General features: G+C 68.7%; 27 protein-coding genes. 12 read left to right on the forward strand and 15 right to left on the reverse strand.

Annotation, left to right across the window (positions count from 1 at the left end):
* Positions 1 to 339: 339 nt before the first annotated feature.
* The 6 genes from EXE52_RS13160 to EXE52_RS13185 form a co-directional block, all read right to left on the reverse strand.
* Positions 340 to 1,380 (reverse strand): presenilin family intramembrane aspartyl protease PSH, encoded by a 1,041-nt coding sequence (locus EXE52_RS13160; RefSeq protein ID WP_089307908.1) that lies wholly within the window; start codon positions 1,378 to 1,380, stop codon positions 340 to 342.
* A gap of 636 nt (positions 1,381 to 2,016) precedes the next feature.
* Positions 2,017 to 2,823: a carbon-nitrogen family hydrolase gene (locus EXE52_RS13165; RefSeq protein ID WP_049931255.1), complete on the reverse strand. Its 807-nt coding sequence runs from the start codon at positions 2,821 to 2,823 to the stop codon at positions 2,017 to 2,019.
* Positions 2,820 to 3,251, reverse strand: a complete 432-nt coding sequence (locus EXE52_RS13170) for a CoxG family protein (RefSeq protein ID WP_049931256.1) — start codon at positions 3,249 to 3,251, stop codon at positions 2,820 to 2,822. Before EXE52_RS13170 ends, EXE52_RS13165 begins: the two co-directional genes overlap by 4 nt.
* 96 nt (positions 3,252 to 3,347) lie before the next feature.
* Complete coding sequence (locus tag EXE52_RS13175) at positions 3,348 to 3,575, reverse strand: hypothetical protein (protein ID WP_004598402.1); 228 nt, start codon at positions 3,573 to 3,575, stop codon at positions 3,348 to 3,350.
* An 80-nt stretch (positions 3,576 to 3,655) separates the two neighbouring features.
* Positions 3,656 to 3,838: a hypothetical protein gene (locus EXE52_RS13180; RefSeq protein WP_049931257.1), complete on the reverse strand. Its 183-nt coding sequence runs from the start codon at positions 3,836 to 3,838 to the stop codon at positions 3,656 to 3,658.
* Positions 3,839 to 3,938: 100 nt separating this feature from the next.
* Positions 3,939 to 4,970, reverse strand: coding sequence for a phosphate uptake regulator PhoU (locus tag EXE52_RS13185; RefSeq protein WP_049931258.1), 1,032 nt, complete (start codon positions 4,968 to 4,970; stop codon positions 3,939 to 3,941).
* A 176-nt stretch (positions 4,971 to 5,146) separates the two neighbouring features.
* On the opposite strand from EXE52_RS13185, the gene EXE52_RS13190 reads away from it, so the two are divergent.
* Positions 5,147 to 5,506 (forward strand): response regulator, encoded by a 360-nt coding sequence (locus tag EXE52_RS13190; protein WP_086215864.1) that lies wholly within the window; start codon positions 5,147 to 5,149, stop codon positions 5,504 to 5,506.
* Between the two features lie 54 nt (positions 5,507 to 5,560).
* On the opposite strand, the gene EXE52_RS13195 is transcribed toward EXE52_RS13190, so the two are convergent.
* The gene (locus tag EXE52_RS13195; RefSeq protein WP_089307909.1) at positions 5,561 to 5,941 is read right to left on the reverse strand and encodes a hypothetical protein; all 381 of its coding nucleotides are present in this window, start codon (positions 5,939 to 5,941) and stop codon (positions 5,561 to 5,563) included.
* A 148-nt stretch (positions 5,942 to 6,089) separates the two neighbouring features.
* Between EXE52_RS13195 and aglJ the strand changes: the two genes are divergently transcribed.
* From aglJ to EXE52_RS13225, 6 genes are all read left to right on the forward strand, one after another.
* Positions 6,090 to 7,097, forward strand: a complete 1,008-nt coding sequence (gene aglJ / locus EXE52_RS13200; protein WP_086219706.1) for an S-layer glycoprotein N-glycosyltransferase AglJ — start codon at positions 6,090 to 6,092, stop codon at positions 7,095 to 7,097.
* A 340-nt stretch (positions 7,098 to 7,437) separates the two neighbouring features.
* Positions 7,438 to 9,327, forward strand: a complete 1,890-nt coding sequence (locus EXE52_RS13205) for an ABC transporter substrate-binding protein (protein ID WP_089307910.1) — start codon at positions 7,438 to 7,440, stop codon at positions 9,325 to 9,327.
* 42 nt (positions 9,328 to 9,369) lie between these two features.
* A complete protein-coding gene (locus EXE52_RS13210) occupies positions 9,370 to 10,344 on the forward strand; it encodes an ABC transporter permease (RefSeq protein WP_049931266.1) in 975 nt (324 codons plus the stop codon).
* Between the two features lie 14 nt (positions 10,345 to 10,358).
* Positions 10,359 to 11,543: an ABC transporter permease gene (locus EXE52_RS13215; protein WP_049931267.1), complete on the forward strand. Its 1,185-nt coding sequence runs from the start codon at positions 10,359 to 10,361 to the stop codon at positions 11,541 to 11,543.
* Entirely contained in the window at positions 11,543 to 12,601 is a 1,059-nt protein-coding gene (locus tag EXE52_RS13220; RefSeq protein ID WP_049931268.1) for an ABC transporter ATP-binding protein, read from the forward strand. Before EXE52_RS13215 ends, EXE52_RS13220 begins: the two co-directional genes overlap by 1 nt.
* The gene (locus EXE52_RS13225; protein ID WP_089307911.1) at positions 12,594 to 13,928 is read left to right on the forward strand and encodes an ABC transporter ATP-binding protein; all 1,335 of its coding nucleotides are present in this window, start codon (positions 12,594 to 12,596) and stop codon (positions 13,926 to 13,928) included. Before EXE52_RS13220 ends, EXE52_RS13225 begins: the two co-directional genes overlap by 8 nt.
* Before the next feature lie 27 nt (positions 13,929 to 13,955).
* On the opposite strand, the gene EXE52_RS13230 is transcribed toward EXE52_RS13225, so the two are convergent.
* From EXE52_RS13230 to tpiA, 5 genes are all read right to left on the reverse strand, one after another.
* Positions 13,956 to 14,708 (reverse strand): hypothetical protein, encoded by a 753-nt coding sequence (locus EXE52_RS13230; protein ID WP_049931270.1) that lies wholly within the window; start codon positions 14,706 to 14,708, stop codon positions 13,956 to 13,958.
* Between the two features lie 85 nt (positions 14,709 to 14,793).
* Positions 14,794 to 15,114 carry a cupin domain-containing protein gene (locus tag EXE52_RS13235; protein WP_086219708.1) on the reverse strand — a complete coding sequence of 107 codons (321 nt, stop codon included), beginning with the start codon at positions 15,112 to 15,114 and terminating at the stop codon, positions 14,794 to 14,796.
* 73 nt (positions 15,115 to 15,187) lie between these two features.
* The gene (gene dnaJ, locus EXE52_RS13240; protein ID WP_049931272.1) at positions 15,188 to 16,357 is read right to left on the reverse strand and encodes a molecular chaperone DnaJ; all 1,170 of its coding nucleotides are present in this window, start codon (positions 16,355 to 16,357) and stop codon (positions 15,188 to 15,190) included.
* Positions 16,358 to 16,439: 82 nt separating this feature from the next.
* Positions 16,440 to 18,368 carry a molecular chaperone DnaK gene (gene dnaK / locus EXE52_RS13245; protein WP_199239153.1) on the reverse strand — a complete coding sequence of 643 codons (1,929 nt, stop codon included), beginning with the start codon at positions 18,366 to 18,368 and terminating at the stop codon, positions 16,440 to 16,442.
* Between the two features lie 190 nt (positions 18,369 to 18,558).
* Complete coding sequence (gene tpiA / locus EXE52_RS13250; RefSeq protein ID WP_049931274.1) at positions 18,559 to 19,203, reverse strand: triose-phosphate isomerase; 645 nt, start codon at positions 19,201 to 19,203, stop codon at positions 18,559 to 18,561.
* 157 nt (positions 19,204 to 19,360) lie between these two features.
* Here tpiA and EXE52_RS13255 point away from each other — a divergent pair, with 157 nt between their 5' ends.
* Positions 19,361 to 20,119, forward strand: coding sequence for a DICT sensory domain-containing protein (locus EXE52_RS13255; RefSeq protein WP_086215858.1), 759 nt, complete (start codon positions 19,361 to 19,363; stop codon positions 20,117 to 20,119).
* Between the two features lie 45 nt (positions 20,120 to 20,164).
* On the opposite strand, the gene EXE52_RS13260 is transcribed toward EXE52_RS13255, so the two are convergent.
* A complete protein-coding gene (locus EXE52_RS13260; RefSeq protein ID WP_049931276.1) occupies positions 20,165 to 20,692 on the reverse strand; it encodes a multiprotein bridging factor aMBF1 in 528 nt (175 codons plus the stop codon).
* Positions 20,693 to 20,822: 130 nt separating this feature from the next.
* Here EXE52_RS13260 and aroA point away from each other — a divergent pair, with 130 nt between their 5' ends.
* From aroA to EXE52_RS13275, 3 genes are all read left to right on the forward strand, one after another.
* The gene (gene aroA, locus EXE52_RS13265) at positions 20,823 to 22,214 is read left to right on the forward strand and encodes a 3-phosphoshikimate 1-carboxyvinyltransferase (RefSeq protein ID WP_089307913.1); all 1,392 of its coding nucleotides are present in this window, start codon (positions 20,823 to 20,825) and stop codon (positions 22,212 to 22,214) included.
* Between the two features lie 48 nt (positions 22,215 to 22,262).
* Positions 22,263 to 22,520, forward strand: coding sequence for a hypothetical protein (locus EXE52_RS13270; protein WP_049931278.1), 258 nt, complete (start codon positions 22,263 to 22,265; stop codon positions 22,518 to 22,520).
* A gap of 98 nt (positions 22,521 to 22,618) precedes the next feature.
* Positions 22,619 to 23,785, forward strand: coding sequence for a TRC40/GET3/ArsA family transport-energizing ATPase (locus tag EXE52_RS13275; protein WP_089307914.1), 1,167 nt, complete (start codon positions 22,619 to 22,621; stop codon positions 23,783 to 23,785).
* A 28-nt stretch (positions 23,786 to 23,813) separates the two neighbouring features.
* Here EXE52_RS13275 and EXE52_RS13280 read toward each other — a convergent pair whose 3' ends face one another.
* The gene (locus EXE52_RS13280; protein WP_089307915.1) at positions 23,814 to 24,449 is read right to left on the reverse strand and encodes a hypothetical protein; all 636 of its coding nucleotides are present in this window, start codon (positions 24,447 to 24,449) and stop codon (positions 23,814 to 23,816) included.
* Positions 24,446 to 25,135, reverse strand: coding sequence for a hypothetical protein (locus EXE52_RS13285; protein WP_086219713.1), 690 nt, complete (start codon positions 25,133 to 25,135; stop codon positions 24,446 to 24,448). The genes EXE52_RS13280 and EXE52_RS13285 overlap by 4 nt, the downstream gene beginning before the upstream one ends.
* Before the next feature lie 137 nt (positions 25,136 to 25,272).
* Between EXE52_RS13285 and EXE52_RS13290 the strand changes: the two genes are divergently transcribed.
* Entirely contained in the window at positions 25,273 to 26,073 is an 801-nt protein-coding gene (locus EXE52_RS13290) for a DUF2103 domain-containing protein (protein WP_089307916.1), read from the forward strand.
* Positions 26,074 to 26,199: the final 126 nt, after the last annotated feature.

Raw genomic sequence — 26,199 nt, forward strand, 5'->3', positions numbered from 1 at the left:
CACCTCGCGCCTCCCCAGCCTCGCGGTCGGGCGGGACTCGAAGGGGCAGCCGCGGGGCGGGACTCGAAGAGGCAGTCGTGGGGCGGGCAGAGGCGACGCAAGCGCCGCAGGGACGAGTGAAGCGAGCGACGAGGAGCGTGGTTCGAGAGAGCGAAGCTCTCTCGTCGTCACGAGACGCCTTCGGCGTCTCGAACGACAGCGAGCGTCTGCCCGCCCCGCGGCTGGGGCTCCGGCGGTGGTCACCCCAGATAGGCGCTAATAGACGAGGCCAACAGACGGCCGAGAAGTCGAGGTTTCGGGCGTTCACGCGGACGGACGAACCGCTACACCCGAGCCGAATTAAAAGAACGTCGCGAGCCCCAGCGCTTCGAGGAGCGGGACCCCGGCGGCGATCGAACCGATCAGATACCCACCGATCGCGCCGCCGTTCAACAGCGGGAGCCCCGCGTGCGCTCGCCCCCGAATCACCCACCGCATGAGGACGAGCAGCCCGCCGAGGGTCCCGACCATCGCGAGCAGCGCGGGGAGGTTGACGCCGAGGAGGGGGACGGCGAGGTTCGCGGCCGGCGAGAACGTCGCCGCGCTGGCGATCAGCACCGTCGGGATGACGGCGTCGCCGAGACCGATGAAGAAGGCGTCGCGGTCGCCCGGCTCGGGCGAGTCCGGAACCTCGCCTGCCGCGTCAGCGTCCGGGCTCGTGTCAGCCGCCGCGTCTACATCGCCTTCCGCTTCCGCGTCGGTTTCGCTGTCCGCATCGACCTCCTCGTCCGCGTCGACCCCCGCGGCCTCGTCGCTGGCCGCCTCTCCGTCGAGCAGGGAGTACGACACCGACAGCGGGATCACCAGCACGACCGGGATGTTCAGGTCCATCACGCCCTCCGCGAGCGACAGCATGTGTTCGGTGCCGTAGACGGAGACCGCGTCGTAGACGGCGAGGACGGCGAGGAGGATCAGCGCGGGCAACAGGCCGAAGGAGATACCGAACAGCCCGGCGGCGCCCGCGCCCATCAACACCCCCGCGGTGTCGATCACGTACCACTCGGGGTGGACGATCAGGCCGACTGCGACCGCGACCGCGGGGACGGCCGCCGCGAGCGGCGGGACGAGCGCGGAGAACACGTACCACGAGAGCCACGCCGAGACGCCGACGATCAGCAGCCGGATCGCCCCGTCGAAGTCGTACCGGAACGCCGCCAGCATCACTCCGGTCATCGCGACGATGGCGACGACGTACAGCACGCTGTTCGCGGGGTTGTCGGGGTTCTCGACCGCCTGATAACCGCTCGCGGCGAACTCCGGGACCAGCGCCAGCGCGCCCACCTGAACGACCAGGAACAGCCCGACCACGAAGGCGACGCCGCGGTACTCGCGGGGGAACATTCGACCGTCGGTTCGTCGGCCGAGGGTTTCGTCCTTGCGCTTCGGGCCGCGGGCGCCGACGGTACCGACCGCTATCGAGGAATCGGCGGCGCACAGAAACGGGTTCGGGCTCGGTGTGGGAGCGGGTGGACCCGAACCCAAGCCGACGGACGACGGACGGTGGAAGCGAGTGGCCGGCCGGCCCGCCCGAAACGGGATGGGGCCGGCCGGATTCGTCCGCGGCGTTTACCTCCTCAGCCGAGCGACGTAAGAACGTATCGCCCGAGTTATCAGCACGGATATTTTCATTGGCGGACCGGACGATGAGCCGTGGCGGAGGCTCACGGCTTGGAGACGACGGAAGGAGATGAGTCGAGGAGCGGTGGGCGAAAGGGGAGGAGTCGAGGAGCGATGGGCGAAAGGCGAGGCGGCGGCGAGAGGCGGCGGGCGGCGGCCGGACAGCGGACCCCCGGGCTGTCGTCGGCGTCGCCGCCCGAGCGGTCGGGACGGGCGCGCGGATCGATTAACGCCGAATTCCAACGAGAAAAGCGTCGGTCTTCGGCAAAATAAGATACGTGCCTCACGCGTATAAATGTGTGAGATCCGGATCCGGTCGAGGGGGCGTTCGTCGCGGGAGACGACGCGCCGCGAGCCGGCTCAGCGACGGTCGCGGAGCGCGGGGAACTCCTCGCGGACCGTCGCGACCCGCTCGGGGTCCACGGCGGCGGTGACGACGCCCGGTTCGTCGCCGACCGACGCGAGCGCGGTCCCCCACGGGTCGTACACCGCGCTCCGCCCGCAGAGTTCGTCGTCACCGAACCGACCGCTCCCGTTGACCGCGGCGACGTACGTCAGGTTCTCGATGGCCCGCGCCCGTCCGAGCGTCCGCCAGTGCTCGATCCGCGGATACGGCCACGCGCTCGGGACCAGCACGCACTCGACGCCCCGATCGGCCATCGCGCGGAACTGCTCCGGGAATCGGAGGTCGTAGCAGGTCGTCACCCCGACCGTGACGCCCGCGAGGTCGACCACCGGCGTCCGCTCGCCGGGCACCATCCGGTCCGTCTCCTCGGAGCCGTAGCCGAACAGGTGCCGCTTCCGGTAGACGAGCCGGCGCTCGCCGTCGGCGTCGAAAAGCACCGCGGCATTCGCGAGCCCGGACTCGGCCGGGACCGCCAACCCGTCCGCGGCCGACGCCGACAGGTCCTCGACGACCGTGCCGGCGAGCACGGCCACGTCGTTCGCGTCGGCCGCGGCCGCGAACCGGGCGAGGCGGTCGCCGGCGAGGCTCTCCGCGGCGCGGCCGTACGAGTCGAACGCGAAGTACCCGACGTCGAACAGCTCGGGGAGGACGACGAGGTCCGCGCCCTCGGCGGCGGCCCCCCGGACGCGGTCGAGCGCCCGCGCGACGTTCGCCTCGACGTCGCCGCCCTCGACCGCCAGCTGGACGCCGGCGAGCCTCATGCCGGCGAGGCGAGCGAGGCCCGGAGCGCGTCCTCCAAGTTGTCCAGTTCGGCGTCGAAGTTGCGCTTGAAGAAGGACTCGACGCCCGGGAGGCTCCCGTCGACGACGAACTCGTTGGCGAGCCGACAGCCGCCGTCGTCGGTCTCGGTGATCTCGTGTTCTCCGGTCACGCGGAACGCCCGCGACTTCCCGACGAACTTCACTCGGTTCGGCGGGTCGCGCGCGACCTCCTCCGTCTCGACGTCGATCGTCGAGCGGATCATCGGTATCGGGAGCGCGACGTGCCAGGTCGCGGTTCGGTCGTCGTGAACTTCGAAGGAGTCGACCACGCTGATGGCGCCCGCGCGCTGCTCCGCGTCCGAGATGAACGCCCACACGTCGGCTGGCGGCGCGTCGAACTCGAACGTCCGGGAGACTCGAACGGTCATACGTCACCGTTTAGGGCTACGGGTGTTAAAATTGCGCGTCGACGGAGTCGACCGCGAAGGACGGGGCGGGGCGCCGGGGGATCGCCGGCGCGAGCCTCACCCGTCGGGCGTCACGCGCCAGGTCGTCGACTTGGCGCGACCCCACTTCTCGATGTCGACGTCGTCCGACTTCTCGGCGAGGCGGGGAAGCCGCGAACCGACCTGTTTCGCGGTGAGTCCGATCGCGTCGGCGATCGTCTTCGAGCGAACGTACCGCTCACCACGGGTGACGCTGTCCGTGAGGTACGCGAGGATCCGCTGTTCCTCCTCGGTGTACTCGCTCATTGTCCCGTCTACGCGTCTGACGCTATTAACGGTTTCTCGTTCTGGAACCGGACGGCCGGTCGACGGCGGGGAGCGCCCGGTCAGCTGAACAACTGAACCGCGCCGACGGCGAGCGTCGCGAAGACGAACGCGCCCGCGAACCCCCACGCTTTCCCGAGCTGCCCCGGGTACGCTAGCATCACCACGGCGCTGACGGCCGCGACGGCGCCGAGCGCGAGCGCGACGCCGACCTCTTTGTCCGATTCGATGGAAGCCTCGCTCATACGAACCGCTTCGCGGGGGGCCACTTAGTTCATACGAACCGCGTGACGCCGACGGCTGGTAGTCACCGGAGGCAGCCGTGACGCGGGCGCCACGCCCGCCTCAGATGATCTCGACGTGTTCGGACGCCTCGTTGAGGGCGAGATTCGCGGCGATCTCGGCGTTCCGCATGGCGTACTCGGCGGTGTGCTGGAGACTGACGAGCACCTCGCGGGTCATGAGCAGCGTCTCGTTGTCCAGGTCGTTCGGCAGCTCGTCGAGGATCTCCTGTTCGCGGTCCTCCAGCCGCGAGAACAGGTCGCGGCACTCGACGGTGAGGTCGTAGTCGCGCTCGACGACGGCGCGGACCGCGAGCGCGGTCAGCTCGTCCACCTGATCGGTGAACTCGCGGATCTGCCGCATCGTCGCGCTGTCGACGTCGAGGGTGTGCCCGTCGGCCTCCATCACGATCTCGGCGATGTCCTCCGCGTTGTCGGCGGTGAGTTCGAGGTTCTTCGCGACGGAGCGGTAGCCGATGAGCGGGAACCCCTCTTCCAAGCCCACGGCGCGCGCGAGGTTCGGGTTCTGGTAGGCGGTGAAGATGAGCCGCAACAGGAGGACGAAGATCTTGTTCGCCTGCCGCTCGCGGTTGAGCGCGCGCTGCGCGAGGTCGGGGTTGCCGTGCGCGAGCGCCTTCACGCCCTCGCCGCGCATGGTGGAGCCGGTGTTCTCCAGCCGTTCGAGGAGGTTGTCGAGGGTGAAGTCCTCGGGGTCGACGGAGCAGCGGATCGAGATGTCCTCGGGCGTCTCCTCGATGACGCCGAGCCCCATCAGCTGGGTCTCCGCCTTGTAGACGGCGTTGATGTGTTCGCTGTCGAGCGCGCCCTCGCTGCGGACGTGGATCACGCGCCGCCCCAGCACGTACTGCGCGACGATCGCGCGTTCGAGCGAGCGCGCGTCGAGCGCGTCGGCGTTGATCACCGCCTCGGACTCCTCGGAGCTCACAGACTCGGGAAGCACCGTGAGGGTCCCCTTCCCACCCATTCGGAGCGACACCTCGTCGCCTTTGTTCACGCCGTGTTCCTGCGCCCACTCGGCCGGAAGGGTCATCGCCAGCGTCGACGGCCCCAACCGTTGGACCTTCCGCGTTTCCATACGCCACCGTATCGCGGGATAGACCTTAACCTTGTTCCCATGTTCATTATACGCAGCATCGAATATACAAGGTGATCGAGCCGGGCCGAAGGCCGACGGATGTCGACCGCGTCCGTCGACCGCGCAACAGCGCGTTCGATCCGCGCGTTTATGTCGGTCAGGAAGGGAGAGATGGTATGACCGAGCGGGTACTCGTCGTCGACGACTCCTCCTTCCAGCGGACCGTCGTCCGCGACGCGCTGGAAGACCGGTTCGAGGTCGTCGACGAGGCGGAAAACGGCGCTGAGGCGGTCGAGCTGTTCGAGGCGTACGAGCCGGACGCGGTGTCCATGGACGTCGTGATGCCGGAGATGACCGGGATCGAGGCGACCGCGGCGATCAAAGACCGGTGGCCCGACGCGGTGATCGTGATGTGTACGAGCGTCGACCAACAGGAGAAGATGATGGAGGCGGTGAAGGCGGGCGCCGACGGCTACGTGACGAAGCCGGTCGACGCTGCGGAACTGGTCGGCGAGTTCGAGAGCCACCTCGGGTAAACGCCCTTTCGGAGTCGAGTCTCGACGAGGAGAAGTGTGCTCCCGCGGGGACGGTCAGGCGGGGTCGAACGAGCGGAGGATCGCTGCGAGCGCGCTCGCGAGTTCCTCAAACCGGTCTATCTCCATCGAGTCGGTGGTCGCCCAGACGCCGTGGTCGTTCGCGATCACGCGCGTGAGGTAGCCGTTCACGAACACGCGAACCGTGAACCGGTAGTCGCCGAGTTGGGTGTCCGCGTACATCGACTGCGCGTGGAACCCCTGTCGCTCGTTCTCGGCGAAGCCGACGAGATCGGCGGTCTGGCTCAGGTCGCTGCGGAGGTACAGCTGGTCGATGTCGTCGTGCGTGAAGTAAGTGAGGCTCCGCAGTTCGTCGCCCGTCGCCGTGCGAGCGGCGCTGAGCAGTTCGTCGACGCGTACGTCCGAGGGCTGAGACATACACACATGATCAGTGTTCACATACATGAGTGTGGGTGGTCGCGGCACCCACGGACGCGGCGCCGGCGAAGGCGACGACGCCCGGAGGGGACCGTCGCGGCGGCGAGGAGGGACAGAGTTTAGCGACTCCCCCGTGATCGCTCGTCTGATGACCGATCACGACGGCGTCTGCGTCCTGTTGCCGACGATGAACGAGGCCGAGACGGTCGCACGCGTCGTCGCGGACTTCCGGGACGCCGGATTCGAGAACGTCTTGGTTATCGACGGCGGCTCGACGGACGACACGCAGTCGATCGCCCGCGATTCCGGCGCGCGCGTCGTCGAACAGTCCGGCCGCGGGAAGGGGCAGGCGGTCAGGGAGGCGGTCCGCGACCACGTGGAGGCCCCGTACGTGCTGATGGCGGACGCCGACGCCACGTACGACGCGGACGACGCGGCGGCGATGCTCGACCCGCTCTTCGACGGCGAGGCCGAACACGTCGTCGGCGATCGCTTCGCGGACATGCGCCCGGGTGCGATGACGCGCCTGAACCGGGTCGGCAACCGCCTGATCAACCTCGCGTTCCGGGCGATCCACCGCGAGGACTACGGCGATATCCTCTCGGGATACCGCGCGTTCACCCGCGAGTCGTTCCTGCGGCTCCACCTCACCGCGGACGGGTTCGGTATCGAGACCGAGATGGCCGTCGAGTGCGTGAAGAACCGCGTCCCGGTCGCCGTGGTCCCGATCACGTACCGAGAGCGGCCCGGCGGCTCCGCGACGAACCTTCACCCTGTCCGGGACGGCGGGGTGATCTTCCTAGAGCTGTACCGGAAGGCCAAGACGAACAACCCGCTGTTCTACTTCGGGAGCGTCGGCGTGGCGTCGACGGCAGCGGGAATCGCGATGGCGTCGTTCGTGCTGTACCGGTACCTCGCGTTCGGGATCAGTCACGAGGTGGTCGCCGTCGGCGCGGTCGGCGCGACGATCCTCGGGATCCAGCTGCTCGTGTTCGGCTTCCTCGCCGACATGATCCACACCCTCCACCGCGAGCAGATCGCACGCTACGAGCAGGCCGTCGGCGGCGGAGCGACAGGGGGCTCTGCGGCGGCCGGCGACGGCGGGGATGCCTCCAGACCGGACGAAACTCCCGAAGCGAGAGAACCGGAGCGGTGACCCGGCGAGAGCCTGACGCGGTCGGCGAGCGAGACCGACGCGACGGTTAAGCTGGGGAGGGCGAGGACGACCGACGAACACCGAACCGGAGAGCGGCGGACGACGATCCGCCTCGCGAGGGCAGACGACCGAAGCCGACTCGCACGCCGCGATGACGGGAGAGACGCTGTCTACGTTTCGCTTCGGAGAGGGACAGAAAACCATATTTCCGGTAAAATGTGCGTTCCAATCATGAATACGTCCCTAAGACCGGCGATCACTAACACGGATGTAAGATGATCGTCCCTAACAACTATCCATAAGTCTGAAGTTTTTTATACACACAATCTTACTACTTGGTATGCCACGGCGAAACATTGAGAATCGTGATGATTCCCGGCATATCGGCCGGCGACAATGGCTCTCCGCGCTCGGCCTCGCCGGCGCCGTAACGCTCGCCGGCTGTTCCGGAAACGGCGGTGACGGGTCGGACGGCTCTGACGGCGGTGGCGGCGGGGGCGGCGAACTCGAGGTTCCCGATTTCCCCCGGTTCGGGGTCGGTGACCTCTACGGATCGGAGGTCGCTCGCAACCTGGCACGGGAGGCGTTCGAGGAGTCGGAATACGACTACGGCTTCGACGGGGACGTCATGGTCAACCCCGAAGGAGACCAGGTCGAGATCGACATCTATCACAGCGCCGCCTCCGAGACCAACCAGCTCCTCGCGGAGTTCATCGCACAGGAACTCGAGAACAACCTTGGTATCAGCGTCACTCCCGAAGCGATCGACGGGACTCGGTTCAGTAACGAGTACTACTCGGGCGACCCCGAAGGCGGGACGGATACGGTTAACGGCGAAGAGGTGGAGTGGTCGAACCCCGGACCGCGGAACCCGGGGCCGCGCTCCGTCACGAGCAACGAGGCGTGGGATATGTCGGTCAACTTCGGGCTGAACACGTACCCGCTCAACCCCCTCACGAACCAGACGTTCTTCGACGGGGCGAACGCGAACTTCAACCCGGTCGGCTACTACCCGCAGTTCGACGTCGAGTCCCTGTTCGAGCAGGCGAGGCAGGCGACGAGTCGGGACGAGATCCGGCAGGCGTTCGTTGACATCTTCGCGAACCTCGCGCGCGAACAGCCCTACATCATGCTCACTCTGGGCGACGATATCATCGGGTACAACCCCGACCTCACCGGTCCGATCGAGAACTTCTCGAACGGCTGGGACCTCCCGGCGTGGCACATCGACGACCCCAGCGTGTCGGGCTCGTACGACACGGTCACGGGAGCCAGTTTCAACACGCTGAACCCGCTGTACAACAACGAGTCCGGGGCCGGAACGGCCATCGAGCGCGCGATCGATCCCGGCTACACGTTCGACGAGAACCAGGAGTACTTCCCGCTTTTGTACGACATGTCCACGGAGGACGGCGAGGTGTGGACGTTCGAACTCCGTGATAACCTCCAGTTCAGCGAGCCGTACGGGCAGGTCACCGCCGAGGACTTCGTCTATCAGATCCAGGAGGTCCAACAGGCCGATTGGGCGAACACCGCCGACTCGGACAGCTGGGAGGGCGTCGAAGTCGAGCAGACCGGGGAACTCGAGTTCGAGGCGACGCTGGAAACGTCGAACGTGCTGTGGCCCCAGACGTACGACCCGTACCTCTACCCGATTCCGCGTGCCCTCCTCGAACCGTACGTCGAGGAGGAGGACGTGGAGGGGCTCCAGCAGGACGAGGAGCTCCTCGAACTCCAGTTCTCGGGGAACCTCGGGCCGTTCGAGCTCGAAGAGTGGAACCGCGGCTCGGGTACCGAGTACGTCCGGAACGACGAGTACTACCTCCGGGACATCGACGAGGGGCCGGACCTGTTCTCCGAAGGGCCGCTCTTCGAGGAGGCGTCGATCAGCGTCGTTCAAGAGCAGGCGTCGCGTCTCGGTGCGCTCGAGACGGGCGAGGCGGACGCGGCGGCGATTCCGCCGGAGCAGTACGAGTCGTACAGCGAAGACGATAACGTGACCGTCCGGCAGGTCCCCACGCCGTACAACACGATCATCTCCGTGAACCAGCGCGCGAACGGGTGGAACACCGGTCCGGGCAACATGTTCCAGCTCGTTCCGTTCCGCCAGGCGATGGCGGCGGCGATCGGCAAAGAGGAGCTGATCCAAGGGGTCTACCGCGGACTCGCCTCCTCCCACTTCACCTGGCAGCCCCGCTGGTCCGAGTTCTACCCGTCGACGGACGAGTAAGAGCGAGCCACCCCGTTCTCACCCTACCGACTTACACATCACATGGGATTTGGAAGGTACGTCACCGCTCGGGTTCTCTGGGCAGCAGTCGTATCGCTCATTATCGTCACGATCACGTTCCTGCTGCTCTCGGCCGCGCCGAACCCGGCCGTCCAGCGGGCAGCGACGCAGGCGGCGCTTCAAGGCGGCGATCCGGCGGAGGCGGCCGAGCGGGTACGCGAGCTGCGCGGGCTCGACCAGCCGCTTCACGTCCGGTATTTCGACTTCATCCGGAGCGTGTACACGCTCGACTGGGGCTGGTCCGTGAGCCGGAGCCAGCCCGTGATGGAGGCGGTCACGCAGGCGCTGTACTACACCGCGCAGTACTCGATTCCGTGGACCATCCTCACGATCACCTTGGGGCCGCTCGTCGGCGTCTACTCCGCCGCGAACATGTACAGTTGGAAGGACCACGCGGCGACCGGGTTCGCCTTCTTCGGCTACGCCATCCCGAACTTCTTCTTCGGGATCATCCTCCTGTTGATCTTCGGCGTGTGGCTGGAGGTGATACCGGTGATCTACAACACGAGCGCACCGGTGTTCAGCGTGGAGAACGCGATCCAGCTGTCGGTCCCGGTGTTCGTGTTGGTCACCGGGTCGATCGGCGCCGTCATGCGCGTCTCCCGGAACGAGTCCGCGGAGTTCCAGAACGCCGACTTCATGAAGACGGCAAAGGCGAAGGGGGTCTCCCCGCTTCGTGCGTACGCGTATCACGTCATGCGACCGACCCTCGTCCCGCTCTCGACGACGCTCGTGGGACAGCTCCTCGCGCTGTTCCTCGGGTCGTCACTCCTCGTCGAGGTCGTGTTCGGTATCCCCGGACTGGGACGGTTGACTTACGAAGCGCTGCTCGCGCAGGACACGAACCTCGTGTTGGGGACGACGCTGTTCTTCACCTTCGTCGCCGTCATCGGGAACCTCCTCGAGGACATCGTGTTCACCGTGCTCGACCCGCGGATCAGCTACGATGACAGGTAACATAACCGAAAACAATGGCAACTGAAGACTCCGAACGGTTCGATCAAGTCGACTGGAACGACCTCTCGCGGTCGGGGCGGTTCGATCTGTCGACCAACTCGATCGGGATGCTGCTGACGACCCTGCCGCTCGCGCTGCTCGGCGTGTACGACTGGCGCTTCACCGGCCAGCGCACCCCGACCTTCGAGTTCATCGGCCTCGAACGGAACTTGGAGAGCCTCGACTTCTTCTTCATCTTCACGCTGTTCCTGGCGTTCTGGTACCTCGTCTTGCCGCTGTACCAGAACCCGCGGATGACGCGGTACTACTGGAAGGAGTTCAAGCGCAACCGCCCCGCGGTCGTGAGCCTCGGCTGGCTCGGCATCGTGTTCGTCGGCGGGCTCGTCGGCCCGCTCGTCATGAACGCGCCGCAACAGGACCTGTTCATCGCCTACCAGCCGCCGGTGTTCACCTCCGTCGTCGACACGACGCCGGCGACGTGCGTCGGCGAGGTGATGAACGGACGGTGCTACGGCACCTGGCAACACCCGCTCGGGACCACGCAGGGCGGGAAGGACGTGTTCACGATGATCGTCTACGGGATGACGATCAGCATGCAGATCGCCTTCATCACGACGACCATCGTCGCCACGATCGGGATCTCGTTCGGGACGCTCAGCGCGTACGCCGGCGGGTGGGTCGACGAGATCATGATGCGGTTCGTCGACATCATCCTCTCGTTCCCGACGTTCCTGATGTTCCTGCTCATCCTGTACATCTACGGGGCCGGACTGGGAATGTTCATCGTGGTGTTCTCGCTGTTCGCCTGGGGCGGGACCGCCCGCTACATCCGGAGCAAGTCGCTGTCGATCTCCGAGGAGGAGTTCATCAAGGCGAGCCGGATCAGCGGCGCGAGCACGTATCAGGTGATCCGCGGACACGTCGTGCCGAACGCGGCGAGCAGCATCATCACCCAGCTCACGCTGCTCATTCCCGGCTTCCTGCTCGCGGAGGCCCAGCTCGCGTTCCTCGGGATCGGCGACTCGACGGTGCCCTCGTGGGGGCAGCTCATCTCCGCCGGGCGGAGCGACCTCTCGTTCGCCCCGTGGATCGTGTTAGCGCCGGGTATCGTGCTGTTCCTGACCATCCTCGCGTTCAACTTCCTCGGTGACGCGCTGTTGGACGCGCTGAACCCCGAAGCGGAGGCGGAGAACGAATAATGGCCGACGATCAGCCACTACTCGAGGTCGAAAACCTCACGACGACGTTCAGCACCGACAACGGAACGCTCACCGCGGTCGACGGGATCGACTTCAGCGTCGACACCGGCGAGACGGTGTGTATCGTCGGCGAGTCGGGGTCCGGAAAGACGGTCGCGACGGAGTCGATCACGCGGATTATCAACACCCCGCCGGGAGAGATCGAGGGGACCGTCCGGTACGACGGGCGCGACCTGCTGTCGCTCCCCGAATCGGAGCTTCAGAACATCCGGGGCAACGAGATCGCACACATCTTTCAGAACCCGCAGGAGGCGATGAACCACTGCTACACGGTCGGGTGGCAGATCACCGAGGCGCTCCAGATCCACCAGGACGTCTCCGACGACGAGGCCCGCGCGAAGGCGGTCGACCTCATGGACCGCGTCGGGATCGCGAACGCGAGCTCGCGGTTCGACGACTACCCGCACGAGTTCTCCGGCGGACAGAAGCAGCGCGTGATGATCGCGATGGCGCTCGTCGGGGACCCCGACCTGCTCATCGCCGACGAGCCCACGACCGCGCTCGACGTGACCGTCCAAGCGCAGATCCTGCGGCTCCTCGACGACCTCCAAGAGGAGTTCGAGATGGGAATCCTGTTCGTCACGCACGACCTCGGCGTCGTCGCGGAGATCGCCGACCGGATCGTCGTGATGTACGCCGGGAAGGTGATGGAGCGGGGCGGCGTCCTCGACATCTTCGATCACCCCGGGCATCCGTACACACAGCAACTGCTGGAGTGTTTGCCGGAGTTCGGGGGATCCGGCGGCGGCATTCCGGGGACGCTCCCGGACCCGCACGACCCGCCGGACGGCTGCCGGTTCGCTCCACGGTGCGAGTACGCCGAGGAAGCGTGTCGCACCGGCGACCAGCCGGACGAGGTCGAGGTGGCGCCGGGCCAGGAGGTCTCCTGCGTCCACTACGGGCCGGGCGGCAACCCGTCGGTAGTCAGGAGCGACGGGCTCGGACCGGGCGACGGAGCGGCCGACGGCGACAGCGAGGTGGGTCCCGCCGATGACTGAGCCGCTGCTCTCGGTCCGCGACCTGAAGAAACACTACCCGATCCGGAAGGGGCTGTTCAACCGGAAGGTCGGCGCCGCCCGCGCCGTCGACGGGATCAGCTTCGACATCGAAGAGGGCGAAACGCTCGGACTCGTCGGCGAGTCCGGGTGCGGGAAGTCGACCGCGGCGAGTTCGGTGATCCACTTGGAGGAGCCGACCTCGGGCGAGGTCATCTTCAACGGGAACGGACGCGGGGGCGCGACGCGCGACCCCGACGGAACCCACCCCAACGACGTGACGCAGTTCGACGACGACGAGATGATGGCGTTCCGGCGGGGCGCCCAGATGATCTTCCAAGACCCGTCGTCGAGCTTCGACCCGCGGGTGTCCGTGGGGAACGCCGTCGGCGAGCTGCTCAAGGTCCACGGGATGAGCGACCGCCACCGGCGTCGCGCCATCGTCGAGGACCTGCTCGAACGCGTCGGGCTCTCGGCGAGCGACTTCGACCGGTACCCGCACGAGTTCTCCGGCGGGCAGAAACAGCGGATCGCGCTCGCCCGGGCGCTCGTGTTGAACCCGGACCTCATCATCGCCGACGAGCCGGTGAGCGCGCTCGACGTCTCCATCCAGGCGGAGATACTCTCGCTGATCAACGACCTCCAAGACGAGTTCGGGCTGTCGCTTCTGTTCATCAGCCACGACATGTCCGTCATCCGCCAGATCTGTGACCGCGTGGCCGTGATGTACCTCGGCGAGATAGTCGAGATCGGGCCGGTGGAGGAGATCTTCACCGACCCGCAACACCCATACACCGAGGCGCTGCTGTCCTCGATCCCGACGCCGGACCCGCGCGCGAGCGTCGGCGGCATCGAGCTGAAGGGCACAGTGCCGAGTCCGACGAACCCGCCGAGCGGGTGTCGGTTCCACACCCGGTGTCACAAGGTGATCCAACCGGACGGCGTCGACGTCGATCAGGCCGACTGGCGCGGGCTGTTGAACTTCCGCGACAAGGTCAGCGCGGGCGAGGTCGACGTCGAACAGGTCCGCGAGAACATCGCCGCCGGCGGCTCCGACCCGACCGACGCGGAGGTCCAGGCGGAGATCCGCCGGGAGTTCGACATCGGGGAGACCGTCGACGACCCCGACCTCGAACGGACCCTCTCGGAGGCGCTGGATCTCCTGATCGACGGGAACGACGAGCGGGCGGGAGAGGTCTTGCGAAACTCGATCACGACGCCGTGCGCCGAGACCGAGCCGGAACGGACGGTCCACACGCCGGACCACGAGTCCGCCTGTCTCCGACACGAGGGTCAGGCGGCCGCGGAGCCGAACCCCGCGGACGACTGATCCCGGCCGCGACCGAGCCGGGACCGCTCACTCGGTCGTCGACGCGAGCGACGCCGGGTCGATCCGCCGCGGCTCCGGTACTGGTTTTCCCGCCGGAGCGACCGCCACGTCGCCGCGAGACTCGTCGCCAGACGCGTCTCCGCCGCCCGTCGCCGCGAGCACCGCCGTTCCGCCGGCGGAGAGCGGGGCGACGAGGCCGGCGGCGAGCGCCGAGGGGTCGGAGAAGGGTGCTCTGAGGACGACTCGCGTCTCGTCTCCGATCCCGGCGGCCTCGACCGCGGCCGCGGCGCGCGAACAGAGGTCGCGGTGGCTGACCGACAGGTCCGCCCCGCGGACGACGGCGTCGTCGGGGGCGATGTCGCTCGGCGGCATCCCGGGGTTCTCGCTCCACAGCTCCTGTTCCCAGTGCGTGGTGTCGGGACGCTCGGGCGAGCCGCCGAAGGCGGCGAGGTTCGTTCCTGGCGCCGGATCGAGCGCGGCCGCGGTCGCGACCGGTGCGAGGACGACGCGGTCGCCGGCGTCGATCCCCGCCGCCGGGTCGAACCGGACCGGCGCCCCGACGGCGGCCGCGCCGAGGAACGCGAGCGTCGTGTGGAATCCCGGAATCGGCTCGACGGCCACGGTCGCGCCCGTCCGGACGCCGAGGTACCGGAGCACGTTCGCCGCCTTGTAGCCGTTCGTGATCAGGTCGTGGGAGGTCCGTTCCCGGCCGTCCGGCGTCACGAGCGCCACGTCGCGACTGCGTCGGTCGCGCGCGAGGAGTTCGCCGACGAGTTCCATACTCGGTTCTCGGAACGCGCGCGTCTTAACGCTGCGGCGTCCCGGAGGCGACCCCGCGGCCCGACCGGACTGCGTCGGGGCGGCGTCAGGGCGCGCCGGCGATCACCATCTTCGAGCCGTCGGCCGAGAAGGCGAGGTCGCGGGTGGACTCCGGGTCGACCCGGACCGCGTCGCCGGGCGCGAGGGCGACGGCGTCCCCGTCGACGGTGAGCGTCGCCTCGCCGTGGAGCAGCAGGTACACCTCCTCGTGGTCGGCGTCGCCGTGGTCGTGTTCCATCCCCTCCCAGCCGTCGTCGGCCTCGACGACGGTCACGCCGAGCCGCTCGCAGTCGAGCGCCTCTCGGAGGAAGAACATCCCGGGCGCGCGCGGTTCCACGTCGTCGTAGGCCGTCGTGTCGTAGCCCATGCGCTGACCGTCGCCGCGAGGGATCGAAAAGCTACGGGCCGCGAGGGAAGAGGCGCGGCGCCGCGAACGCCACTCAGAAGGAGCTTTTCAGCTTCTCGAAGAAGCCGCCGCCGACGTCGATGTCCTCGCCGCCGGCCTCCGCGAACGCCTCCAGCGCCTCGCGCTGCTCGTCGTTGAGCGACTCGGGCACGACGACGGCGACCTGGACGTAGAGGTCGCCGCGACCGCGACGACGGAGGCGGGGCATCCCTTTGCCCTGAAGCCGGAAGGTCTCGCCGCTCTGGGTCCCCGCGGGGACATCCATCTCGACCGTTCCGTCGACCGTCTCCACCTCGACGGTGTCGCCGAAGACGGCCTGCGGGAAGGATATCGCCTCGTTGACGCGGAGGTCGTCGCCGTCGCGCTCGAACCGGTCGCCGACGTCGACATCGACCTCGATGAGCAGGTCGCCTCTCGGGCCACCGTTCTCTCCGGGCGCGCCCTCGCGCTCCATCCGGAGGCTCTGCCCGGAGCGAATCCCGGCCGGGATCTCGACCGACAGCGTCGCCTCCTCGCGGACGACGCCGTCGCCGCCGCAGTCGGCGCAGTCCTCGCTGTACAGCTCGCCCTCGCCCTCGCAGCGGGGACACGTCGACGTCTGCTGGACGCGCCCGAGCGGCGTCTGCTGGACCTGCTGGACCTGCCCGCGGCCGTTACACTGCGGGCAGGTCTCCACGTCGGCGTCCGGGGGATGCCCCGCGCCGCCGCAGGTGTCGCACTCGGTCGGTCGCGTGAGCGTGACCTCCTTGGTCGCCCCGTTGAACGCCTCTTCGAGGTCGATCGTCAGTCCGGTCTTGAGGTCGCGCCCCTGCCGCGGGCGGTTGCCGCCGCCACCGCCGCCGCGGCCGCGACCGCCGCCACCGAAGAACTGGTTGAAGATGTCCTCGAACCCGCCGGCGCCGCCAGCGCCGCCGGCCCCGCCGAAGGGACCGCCGGCGCCGCCCGGACCGGCACCGCCGCCGGTCGCGCCGCGCTTGTCGGCCTGGGTGAACCGATCGTGGCCCATCTGGTCGTACTGCTGGCGCTTCTGCTCGTCGGTGAGCACCTCCTTGGCCTTCTGGATCTTCTTGAACCGCTCCTCGGCGTTCTCGTCGTCGCTGACGTCGGGGTGGTGTTCGGCGGCCTGCTTGCGGTACGCCTTCTTGATCTCCTCCTCGCTGGCGTCCCGCGACACGCCGAGGACGTCGTAGAAATCTTCGGTCATGCGTTGCGTTTGTTAATTGGTGTTGATCGACGGGTCGATTTAAGCGGCGGGGTCGAGGCGTCGAGCGTCGGGTGAGAGGGCGTTACTCCTCGTCGTCGTCTACGTCCTCGAAGTCGGCGTCGACGTACTCCTCGTCGTCCGCGTCGCCGCCGGGACCGGCACCGCCGGGGCCCGCCGCACCGCCCGGACCGCCCGGACCGCCAGCGCCGCCCATCCCGCCGGGACCGGCGCCGCCCGCGCCGCCCGGACCGGCCTGCGCGGCCTGTCCCTCGTACATCTGCTTGCCGATCTCTTGGAGCTCCTCGGTGAGCGCCTCGGTCACGGACTCGATCTCGTCGGTCTCGGCGTCCTCGTCTTCGAGCACGTCTTCGACGTCCTCGATGGCCGCCTCGATGTCGGTGACGAGCTCGTCGTCGTCGAGCTCCTCCTCGTTCTCTTCGAGGAGGGTCTCGGCGCGCTGGATCGTCGTCTCGGCCTCGTTGCGGGCCTCGATCCGCTCGCGGCGAGCCTCGTCCTCCTCGGCGTGCTTCTCGGCCTCCTCTTGCATCTCCTCGATCTCCTCGTCGGAGAGGCCGACGCCGCCCTCGATGGTGATCGACTCGGCGTTACCGGAGCCCTGATCCTCTGCTTCCACGTTGACGATCCCGTTCTCGTCGATGTTGAACGAGACCTCGATCTGCGGGGTTCCGGCCGGCGCCGGCGGGATGCCGGAGAGCTGGAACGCGCCGAGCAGCTCGTTCTCCTCGGCGATCTCGCGTTCGCCCTGGAAGACGCGGACGTTGACGGAGGTCTGGTTGTCCGCGGCCGTGGTGAACACCTTCGACTCCTCGGTCGGGATCGTGGTGTTCTTCTCGATGAGCCGCTCGAAGAGGCCGCCCTTCACCTCGATACCGAGCGAGAGCGGAGTCACGTCGAGGAGGACGATGTCGTCGACGTCGCCGGAGAGCACGCCGCCCTGGACCGCCGCACCGAGCGCGACCGCCTCGTCGGGGTTGACGTTCTTTTTCGGCTCCTGGCCGACGAGCTCTTCGACCTTCTCCTGGACCTGCGGCATCCGTGTCGAGCCGCCGACGAGGATGACCTCGTCGATGTCCGACTTCGAGTAGTCGGCGTCGGCGAGCGCCTGCTCGGTCGGCTCGACGGTACGGTCGATGAGGTCCGCGGTGAGGCTCTCGAACGTCGCGCGGGTGACGGACTGTTCGAGGTGGACCGGCCCGCTGTCGGTCGCGGTGATGAACGGGAGGTTGACCGTGGTCTCCTTCTTGTTCGACAGCTCGATCTTCGCCTCCTCGGCGGCGTCCTTCAGGCGCTGGAGCGCCTGCCGGTCGTCGCGGAGGTCGATCCCGTGGTTGTTCTGGAACTCGTCGGCGAGGTGGTCGATGAGCGCCTCGTCCCAGTCGTCGCCGCCGAGGTCGTTGTCCCCGTTCGTGGCGACGACCTCGTAGACGCCGCCGCCGAGGTCGAGGACCGACACGTCGAACGTGCCGCCGCCGAGGTCGTACACGAGGACGGTCTGGTCGGACTCGTCGTCGAGCCCGTACGCCATGGAGGCGGCCGTCGGCTCGTTGACGATGCGCTCGACGTCGAAGCCGGCGATCTCGCCGGCGTCCTTCGTCGCCTGCCGCTGCTTGTCGTTGAAGTACGCGGGGACGGTGATGACCGCCTTCTCGACGTCGTCGCCGAGGTACTCTTCGGCGTCGCGTTTGATCTTCTGGAGGATCATCGCCGAGACCTGCTCCGGCGTGTACTCCTCGTCGCCGATCTCGACGGTGTAGTCGCCGTCGCCCATGTGCCGCTTGATCGACTGGATCGTGCGGTCGGGGTTCTGGACGGCCTGGTTCTTCGCCGGCTTGCCGACGAGGCGCTCGTCGTCGTCGGCGAATGCGACGACCGAGGGCGTCGTCCGGTCGCCCTCGGCGTTGGCGATGATCTCGGGCTCGTCGCCCTCCATCACCGCGAACGCGGAGTTGGTGGTACCGAGGTCGATACCGAGAATTTTGTTGCTCGCCATCTTGGTCACAGATAGCGGCTTGTTTCGGTTAAAGGTTACTAGACGCCGCGATCTCCCCGGGAGAAGAAAGCCGCCGCCGTCGTGCGTTTTCTCGATCGTGTGAGTCGCTCACATCGATGTTTTTATACCGATCCGCAAACGCAGCGCCGGTCTCGGGCTCGCGGACGCGAACCGGCCCGGACTCGCCGGCTCAGATCCCGCTCACGAGGTCTTCGAGGACCGCCTCGGGGTCGTCGGCCTTCGCGACGCCGGAGGCCAGCAGGACGCCGGCGGCCCCGAGGTCGCCGGCGGTCGACACGTCCTCGCCGGTGGAGACGCCGGCGCCGCAGAACACGTCAACCGCGGGGTCGACGGCCTCGGCGGCCGCGACCGCGTCCTCGACGATACCCGGGTCCGCGGTGGCGACGGAGACATCGCCGCCGATGAGCTCCGGGGGCTCGACCGCGACGGCGTCAGGGCCGAGCGCGGCGGCGGCGCCGACCTGCGCGGGGTTGTTCGCGCAGACGATCGTCTCCAGGTCAGCGCGCTCGGCCGCGCGGACCGAACCGTCGATGTCGGCGAGCTTCAGTCGCTTCTCCGAGTGGTTGATCAGGGTCCCCTCGGCGCCGTTGTCGGCGGTGGCCTCGGCGAGCGTCGAACCCGTGTGCGAACCGTGCTCGTTCGGCGAGACGTGCTGCGCCCACGTCTCAACGCCCGTCTCGGCGACGCGGGCGAGGTCGGCCGCCTGCGGCGAGACGGCGATCCGCGCGCCGGACGCCTCGGCGACGTCGCGGGCCGCGGTCGCTACCTCGATCGGATCGCACGGGTACGCCTTGAGGTTCACCAGGATGAACATACCTCTACTCGGGGAGCGCGGCGCAAATAGGTTCGTGCTTCGCGACGCTCGCTCGGGGTCCCGTCGTTTCGACCCCTCACAACCCCGGGAACCGGGCGACCCGGGGGGCGGAGAGCAGAAACGACCTTATACCCCGATGCTGTGGGTCCGACAAGAGATGTCCCTCATCGAGCTCATCGCCGGCGTGGAAGCCCACGAGGCCACGCTGACCGTGTTCAACGCAGAACCGGCGGTTACGGAGGAGCTCCGGGAGTATTTCGCCGACCGCAACGTCCGGATCGTCGACGATCAGACCGCCTCCGGACCGGAGGCGTTCGCCGTGCTGGCGCGGGACGGCGAGTTCGTCACGGGCGTCACCGTGGACGAGCTGCTGCCGGGGCGGGGCGGAGACGAGGGGGAGACACCCGCGGAGCGAGGTGAGACGCCCGGCAACGTCGGGAAGCCGGTGTTGGATCACCTCGACGAGACGATGTTTACCTCCTACTCCCGCGAGGACATGGTCGCCGCGTCGCGGGAGATCGAGGACCGCGCCTGGCGGGTCGGCGACGGAGAGCTCCACGCGGGGTTCCAGACCCTCGACGTCCTCACCGGGGAGGCGGACACCTACGACCTGCTCGGCGAGAAGGACCGGCTCGACGTCCACGCGTACGCCGCCGCCGAGGGCGACGCACCCGACGTCGGCACCTACACGGTCCACGTCGGCGAGACCGCCGAGATCCGCGAGACGTGGTTCGTCGCGTACGACGGGGGCGGCTACGAGGACGCCAAGTGCGCGCTGCTCGCCGAGGAGCGCGCGCCCGGCGAGTTCTACGGGTTCTGGAGCTACGACCCCGAGACGGTCGACTACATCATCGACTACCTGACCGAGCGGTACGGCGGATCGGAGCAGACGGACGGCGGCGGCGCGACCGTCTGAGGGCCGGGAATAACGAGTACGGCGGGGCCGGAGCGTCGTCGCGGCTCAGTCCTTCCGCTTGACGACGTCGCCGAGCGTCATCGTGCCGGCGTCGTCCGTCTCCCAGTCGGCGTCGTCGGTCGACTGCCCCTCGACCAGCGAGATGTCGAGCGCGCGCTCGAGCTTGCGCTGGACCTCGTCGGTCGGGAGCGTGTCGGCGCGTTCGAGCTTGCGGATGAGGCTCGCCTTCTCGTTGAGCTGGTCGGCCAGCTCCTCCTGGCTCAGCCCGCGCGACTCCCGCGCATCGCGGATCAGCTCGTCGTAGTCGGTGGCGATCTCGTCCATGTCGTCGAACATGTCGCGGGGGCGAGTCGAGCTCCCCGACGAGCCGCCGGAGCCGGACGATCCGGACGACGAAGACGACTTCCCGGTGCTGGAGCTGGTGGAGTACTTGCCGCCGCCGGAGCTCGTCGACTCGTCGCGGACCTCGGTGCCGAAGTCCGTACACGAGCTACAGAGCTCCAGCTCGGCGCCTTCGACCTTCGTCGTCGTCAGCGAGGCCTCCTCGGCGCCGCACATCTCACACTGGGGCATACGCGACGCTAGCGCTCCCGATGGTATAAAGGGTGTGCCGCGGCGCCGGGCGCGGGTCACGCCGGCGAGGTCCCGACCGCAATCGTGCCGCTGTCGGTACCGACTTGTCGCCGCGGCCGGCAGGACTGGTATGGACGTCCACGTCACGCGCTCGACCCTGCGAGGGACCGCCCGCGCGCCGCCGTCGAAGAGCTACACCCACCGCGCGCTGCTCGCCGCCGGCTACAGCGACGGCGCGACCGTCGAGTCGCCGCTGGTGTCCGCGGACACGCGAGCGACCGCCCGCGCCGTCGCGGCGTTCGGCGGTTCGGTCGCGCGCGCCGGAGACGGGAGTTCGACCGCCGAAGGCGAGCCCGGCCTGACGGGCGCCGACGCGCTCTCGGTCGAGGGGTTCGGCGGCCGCACCGCCGTCCCCGACGACGTGATCGACTGCGCGAACTCTGGGACGACGATGCGGCTGGTCACCGCCGCGGCCGCGCTCGCGGACGGCACCACCGTCCTCACCGGGGACGAGTCGCTCCGCTCGCGCCCGCAGGGTCCGCTCCTCGACGCGCTCGCCGACCTCGACGTCCGCGCGGAGTCGACGCGGTCGAACGGGCAGGCCCCGCTCGTCGTGACCGGCCCGCTCGCCGGCGGCGAGGTCGCCATCCCCGGCGACGTCTCCTCGCAGTACGTCACCGCGCTGCTGATGGCGGGCGCCGTCACCGAGGAGGGAATCGAGGTAGAGCTCACGACCGACCTCAAGTCGGCGCCGTACGTCGACATCACGCTCGAACTGCTCGCCGACTTCGGCGTCGAGGCGACCCCGGTCGACGAGGACGGCGATCCGCTCGACGGTGCCGCGGGCGCCACGGGGTTCTCGGTCCCGGGCGGACAGACGTACGCGCCAAGCGACGAGACGTACGCGGTCCCCGGCGACTTCTCCTCTATCTCGTACCTCCTCGGCGCGGGCGCGGTCGCGGCCGCGCCCGGCGAGCCGCTCCGGATCGAGGGCGCCCGGCCGAGCGCGCAGGGCGACGCCGCGATCGTCGAGATCGTCGAGCGCATGGGCGCGCCCGTCGACTGGGACCGCGAGGCCGGCGCGATCGCGGTCGAGCGCGGCGATCTCTCCGGCGTCACCGTCGACGTGGGGGGAACGCCCGACCTGCTCCCGACGATCGCCGCGCTCGGCGCGGTCGCGGACGGGGAGACGCGGATCGAGAACTGCGAGCACGTCCGCTACAAGGAGACCGACCGGGTGTCCGCGATGGCTGAGGAACTCGAAAAGCTCGGCGCCGAGACGACCGAAGGGCGGGACGTACTCACGATTCACGGAGGCGAAAGCGATCTCGTCGGGGCGACCGTCGACGGCCGAGCCGACCACCGGATCGTGATGGCGCTGTCCGTCGCCGCGCTGGCGGCCGAGGGGACGACGACCGTCCGCGGCGCCGAACACGTCGATGTCTCCTTCCCCGGCTTCTTCGACGCGATGGCCGACCTCGGGGCGACCGTCGAGCGCGGGGACGCGCGGGGAAGGGAATAGTTATAGCCGTTCGCAATACACACAATAGTATATGGTGGCAGACAGCAGATGAGCGGTGATCCGGCGTCGAACGGAGCGGCGGACGGACCGAACGCGGCGGTCGTCGTCGGCGTCGTGTTCTCGGCGATCGTGGTGCTCACCGTGATCGCGTACACGGTGACTGTGACCACGGTCAACCTGCTTGCCGTCGACCTGCTCGCGTACCCGGTCGGCGGGGTCGCGCCGTTCGTCGTGATCACTGGGGCCATTCTCACGATCCCGATAATGATTCCGACCGCGCTGATCTCGATGAAGCGACTCGGCTGACCGCGGTCGCGGCGTCATCCGGTCACCGCTCGAAGCGCGACGGTCGCCGCCGAATCCGGACCGACGGCTACACAAGCCCACCGGACCGACACACGCGTATGGACGACATCGACGTCGAGCCCGTCGACCGGGTCGACGAGGCCGACGACGACACCGCGGTCGAGCCCGCGGAGACGGACGAGGAGCTGACCGTCGACGAGGAGCTCGCCGACCTGCCCGCGGGCGTCGACGCGCCCGACTACGTGCTGTACGGCGGGAAGGGCGGCGTCGGAAAGACGACGATGGCGGCCGCGACGGGGCTCGCCTCGGCCGCGGGCGGCGTCCGGACGCTCGTCGTCTCGACCGACCCCGCGCACTCGCTGTCGGACACCTACGAGACCGAGATCCCCGCCGAGCCGGCGCGCATCCGCGAGGACGTGCCCCTGTACGCCGCCGAGATCGACCCCGACGCCGCGGTCGACGAGGGGATGTTCGGGGCGGACGGCGACCCGCTCGGCGGGCTCGGCGAGATGGGCGACGCGATGGGCGGCATGGGCGGCGAGGGGCCGATGGGCGGCGCCGAGGGCGAGGACGGCGAGGGGCTCGGCGGACTCCTCGGCGGCACGATGCCCGGCGCCGACGAGGCGGCGGCGATGCGCCAGCTGCTGGAGTACCTCGACGACCCGCGGTTCGACCGCGTCGTCGTCGACACCGCGCCGACCGGTCACACGCTCCGCCTGCTCCAGCTGCCGGAGATCATGGACTCGATGCTCGGGCGCGTGATGAAGCTCCGGCAGCGCTTCTCCGGGATGATGGACGGGATCAAGGGGATGTTCGGCGGCGGCGACGACGACCCCGACCCCTCGGCGGACCTCGAGGAGCTCCGCGAACGCATCGAGCGACTCCGAGCGGTCCTGCGCGACCCCGCGAAGACGGACTTCCGCGTCGTGATGATCCCCGAGGAGATGAGCGTCGTCGAGTCCGAGCGGCTCGTCGCGCGGCTCGACGAGTTCGGAATCCCGGTGAACACGCTCGTCGTCAACCGTGTGATGGAGGGCGTCGGCGACGTGACCGGCGGGAACGGGGCCGGGATCGACCCCGACTGGGTGGTCGAGCCCAACCCCGACACCTGCGAGTTCTGCGCCCGCCGGTGGGAGGTCCAGCAGAGCGCGCTCCGCCAGGCGACGGACCTGTTCCGCGCCCGGGACGTGAAGCGGGTGCCGCTGCTCGCGAACGAGGTCCGGGGTGAGGCCGCGCTGCGGGTCGTCGCGGCCTGCCTGGACTGAGCGGTCCGACTACGGCTCGCGTCCGGCGCTACTCGGTCGCGCTCCCGAAGATCCGGTCCCGGACCAGCTCCGCGACGCCCGCGAGGTGCGCCTGTCCGAACAGCCCGACCAGCACCGCGCCCGCGGTGTTGTACATGAGATCGAGCACGGTGTCGTCGAGCCCGTGCTGCGCGAGCGGCATGTCGATGCCGGTCTCGGTCGCGACGATGTCTAAGCCGAACTCGAACAGCTCCCAGAGCACGCCGAACGCGAGGACGATGAGGACGATGAAGACGAACGCGAACCGCGACGGGATCCGGATCCCGTCGCTGTGGAGGTCGATCGCCCGGAGCGTCGTGTAGCCGACTGCGGCGACCAGGGAGGCCGACAGCGCGTGCGTCATGTGGTCCCACCACTCGACGCGGGCGTAGAACCCGGCCGAGCCGACCGTGTGGAGGAACACGGCCGTCGTGATCCACAGGGCGAGCCACGGGTCGAGCGGGAGGTCGTACCGGCGCTCGAGCGCCGCGGGGACCAGCGTGACGAGGAGCGCAATGACCCCGTTGCTTACTGCCTTCTGCTCGCCCGCGAGGAAGCCGTACGCGACGATACCGACGAGCAGGACCTGCATCGCGCCCGTGAGTCGACGCTGCGACGCGAGCGACAGCCGAGGGAGCAGCGTCATCGCCGCACCACCCGGCGGATGACGCGACGGAGGAGACGTCCCCGGCGGCGGAAGTAGCCGTCGAAGAGGAGTCCGGCCGCGATCCCGGCCAGCGTGACGTACATGTACTCGGTCATCAGCGCGTCGTTCGTCGTCAGGTACGCGGTGCCGACGCGCTGGTCGAGGTTCCAGCGCAGCACCGTCCACACCGCCGCCGTCGCCAGCGTCGTCATCACGACGAAGGCGACCGCGAACCAGTGGGTGAGCCGCAGCGACGTGAACATGTGGAGGTCGACGGCGATCACGAGCGCCAGCGCCGCGATGGCGACGTACGCCGCGAACGTCCCTAACTCGCCGCCGAGGAGCGCGCCCACGAGGACCGGGAGCAGCGCGAGGCCCACCAGCTCGGCCGGGAGCATCGTCCGCCAGTCGCGAGCCGCGACCGTGGGCGCGAGCAAGACGCCGCCGAGTCCGACCGCGATCGCCGCCGACAGCAGGTCGTAGTCGAGCGCGCTCTCGACGAGGACTCCGCCCAGGACGGCGATCATCGCCCACGCGACGAGGGCGTTGAGCCGGCCGTCGCGGATCAGCTGCGTGAGTCTGTCCTCGACGGATCCCAGCGTGCCGGCGAGTTCTTCGCCGGACTCCCCGTCGCCGACGCTCGCGTCGGAGCCGGTCTCGGCGTCGCGGCGTCGGTCTCCGTCCATGTCCGGTACCGAGGCCGGGGAGGATTATAAGCTGTCGCTCCGGATCAGCGGTGGGCGCGACGGTGTACGGCGGCGAACGGGTCCCGAGACCGGCGGCGAACGGACGCGCTTTTACCTTCCACGGCCGTGTTGTCGGTATGAACTGTCGGCGGTGTGGGACCCCGTTAGAGAAGCCGGGGGACTACTGTTTGACCTGTAACACCGCCAACGCCGACGCGGTCGTCGCCGAGTTCGACGCCGACCGCGCGCACCTGACGATGTTGGACGAGGACGCCGTCGTCGGCGAGACGACGATCACCACGCGCCCGGAGGACACCGAGCGCCTGACGGAGGTCCAACTGCGGAACTTCGCGGGGCGCGTCGCCGACGAGATCCGACGCAAGCGACCGGAGACCGTCTACGCCGCCGGCGAGCGCGAGCCGCTCCGCGAGACGCGCGCGCAGCTCCACCACGAGTTCTACCGGGTGCCCGACGGCGGCGCCGGCGGGAGCGACCGAGACGGGACAACGTCGAGCGACCCCGCAGACGACGGCGGGAAGCCGGACGTGAGCCCCCTCGTAGAGTGGGTGCTCGACCGTCGCGGCGACCGGTCGCTGGCGGTGGTCGAGACCCCGCCGCGCGAGAAGATCGGCGGGTCGCACTCGACGCTCATCGGCGACCGCAAGGGGCGGAAGGCCGTCCAGACCGTCGCGGAACACCCGCACGTGAAGAAGATCGTTCCCGGTCCCATCGACGCCGGCGGGACGGGGTCGCGGACCGGCCTCCGCGCGAAGGCGACGCGCGCGGGGACCAACGGCAACGTCCGGCTACTCCTGCGAGACGGCTCCAGCGTCCAGGAGAACCGGATCGTCACCACGGCGATGGACCGCGAGACCGGCGAGCGCGTCCGCGAGGACCTCAACGAGGCGCTCCGGGACGCGGAGCTCCAAGACGTGTAGCTTCCGGCCCCGCCCGGCGTGTGCGGATCTGGCGTCCGATGTGCGTATCTCGGTCGCAGCGCCCGGAAGCGGCCACTACCGACCGCGTCGCTGTCGCGGGATTTTTCACGAGACCGGTCGTTGCGA

The organism is Halorubrum sp. CGM4_25_10-8A (assembly GCF_005435025.1).
GTDB classification, from domain to species: Archaea; Halobacteriota; Halobacteria; order Halobacteriales; family Haloferacaceae; genus Halorubrum; species Halorubrum ezzemoulense.

What these genes read in the sequence shown, in the direction of transcription:
- EXE52_RS13220 (WP_049931268.1), top strand. Translation starts at nt 11,543, where the DNA reads ATGGCCGACGATCAGCCACTACTCGAGGTCGAAAACCTCACGACGACG.
- EXE52_RS13235 (WP_086219708.1), bottom strand. Translation starts at nt 15,114, where the DNA reads ATGGGCTACGACACGACGGCCTACGACGACGTGGAACCGCGCGCGCCC.
- EXE52_RS13205 (WP_089307910.1), top strand. Translation starts at nt 7,438, where the DNA reads ATGCCACGGCGAAACATTGAGAATCGTGATGATTCCCGGCATATCGGC.
- EXE52_RS13170 (WP_049931256.1), bottom strand. Translation starts at nt 3,251, where the DNA reads ATGACCGTTCGAGTCTCCCGGACGTTCGAGTTCGACGCGCCGCCAGCC.
- EXE52_RS13160 (WP_089307908.1), bottom strand. Translation starts at nt 1,380, where the DNA reads ATGTTCCCCCGCGAGTACCGCGGCGTCGCCTTCGTGGTCGGGCTGTTC.
- EXE52_RS13190 (WP_086215864.1), top strand. Translation starts at nt 5,147, where the DNA reads ATGACCGAGCGGGTACTCGTCGTCGACGACTCCTCCTTCCAGCGGACC.
- EXE52_RS13165 (WP_049931255.1), bottom strand. Translation starts at nt 2,823, where the DNA reads ATGAGGCTCGCCGGCGTCCAGCTGGCGGTCGAGGGCGGCGACGTCGAG.
- EXE52_RS13285 (WP_086219713.1), bottom strand. Translation starts at nt 25,135, where the DNA reads ATGGACGGAGACCGACGCCGCGACGCCGAGACCGGCTCCGACGCGAGC.
- EXE52_RS13185 (WP_049931258.1), bottom strand. Translation starts at nt 4,970, where the DNA reads ATGGAAACGCGGAAGGTCCAACGGTTGGGGCCGTCGACGCTGGCGATG.
- EXE52_RS13195 (WP_089307909.1), bottom strand. Translation starts at nt 5,941, where the DNA reads ATGTCTCAGCCCTCGGACGTACGCGTCGACGAACTGCTCAGCGCCGCT.
- aglJ (WP_086219706.1), top strand. Translation starts at nt 6,090, where the DNA reads ATGACCGATCACGACGGCGTCTGCGTCCTGTTGCCGACGATGAACGAG.
- EXE52_RS13290 (WP_089307916.1), top strand. Translation starts at nt 25,273, where the DNA reads ATGAACTGTCGGCGGTGTGGGACCCCGTTAGAGAAGCCGGGGGACTAC.
- EXE52_RS13210 (WP_049931266.1), top strand. Translation starts at nt 9,370, where the DNA reads ATGGGATTTGGAAGGTACGTCACCGCTCGGGTTCTCTGGGCAGCAGTC.
- EXE52_RS13260 (WP_049931276.1), bottom strand. Translation starts at nt 20,692, where the DNA reads ATGCCCCAGTGTGAGATGTGCGGCGCCGAGGAGGCCTCGCTGACGACG.
- tpiA (WP_049931274.1), bottom strand. Translation starts at nt 19,203, where the DNA reads ATGTTCATCCTGGTGAACCTCAAGGCGTACCCGTGCGATCCGATCGAG.
- EXE52_RS13280 (WP_089307915.1), bottom strand. Translation starts at nt 24,449, where the DNA reads ATGACGCTGCTCCCTCGGCTGTCGCTCGCGTCGCAGCGTCGACTCACG.
- EXE52_RS13215 (WP_049931267.1), top strand. Translation starts at nt 10,359, where the DNA reads ATGGCAACTGAAGACTCCGAACGGTTCGATCAAGTCGACTGGAACGAC.
- aroA (WP_089307913.1), top strand. Translation starts at nt 20,823, where the DNA reads ATGGACGTCCACGTCACGCGCTCGACCCTGCGAGGGACCGCCCGCGCG.
- EXE52_RS13275 (WP_089307914.1), top strand. Translation starts at nt 22,619, where the DNA reads ATGGACGACATCGACGTCGAGCCCGTCGACCGGGTCGACGAGGCCGAC.
- dnaK (WP_199239153.1), bottom strand. Translation starts at nt 18,368, where the DNA reads ATGGCGAGCAACAAAATTCTCGGTATCGACCTCGGTACCACCAACTCC.
- EXE52_RS13225 (WP_089307911.1), top strand. Translation starts at nt 12,594, where the DNA reads ATGACTGAGCCGCTGCTCTCGGTCCGCGACCTGAAGAAACACTACCCG.
- EXE52_RS13255 (WP_086215858.1), top strand. Translation starts at nt 19,361, where the DNA reads ATGTCCCTCATCGAGCTCATCGCCGGCGTGGAAGCCCACGAGGCCACG.
- EXE52_RS13175 (WP_004598402.1), bottom strand. Translation starts at nt 3,575, where the DNA reads ATGAGCGAGTACACCGAGGAGGAACAGCGGATCCTCGCGTACCTCACG.
- EXE52_RS13270 (WP_049931278.1), top strand. Translation starts at nt 22,263, where the DNA reads ATGAGCGGTGATCCGGCGTCGAACGGAGCGGCGGACGGACCGAACGCG.
- EXE52_RS13180 (WP_049931257.1), bottom strand. Translation starts at nt 3,838, where the DNA reads ATGAGCGAGGCTTCCATCGAATCGGACAAAGAGGTCGGCGTCGCGCTC.
- EXE52_RS13230 (WP_049931270.1), bottom strand. Translation starts at nt 14,708, where the DNA reads ATGGAACTCGTCGGCGAACTCCTCGCGCGCGACCGACGCAGTCGCGAC.
- dnaJ (WP_049931272.1), bottom strand. Translation starts at nt 16,357, where the DNA reads ATGACCGAAGATTTCTACGACGTCCTCGGCGTGTCGCGGGACGCCAGC.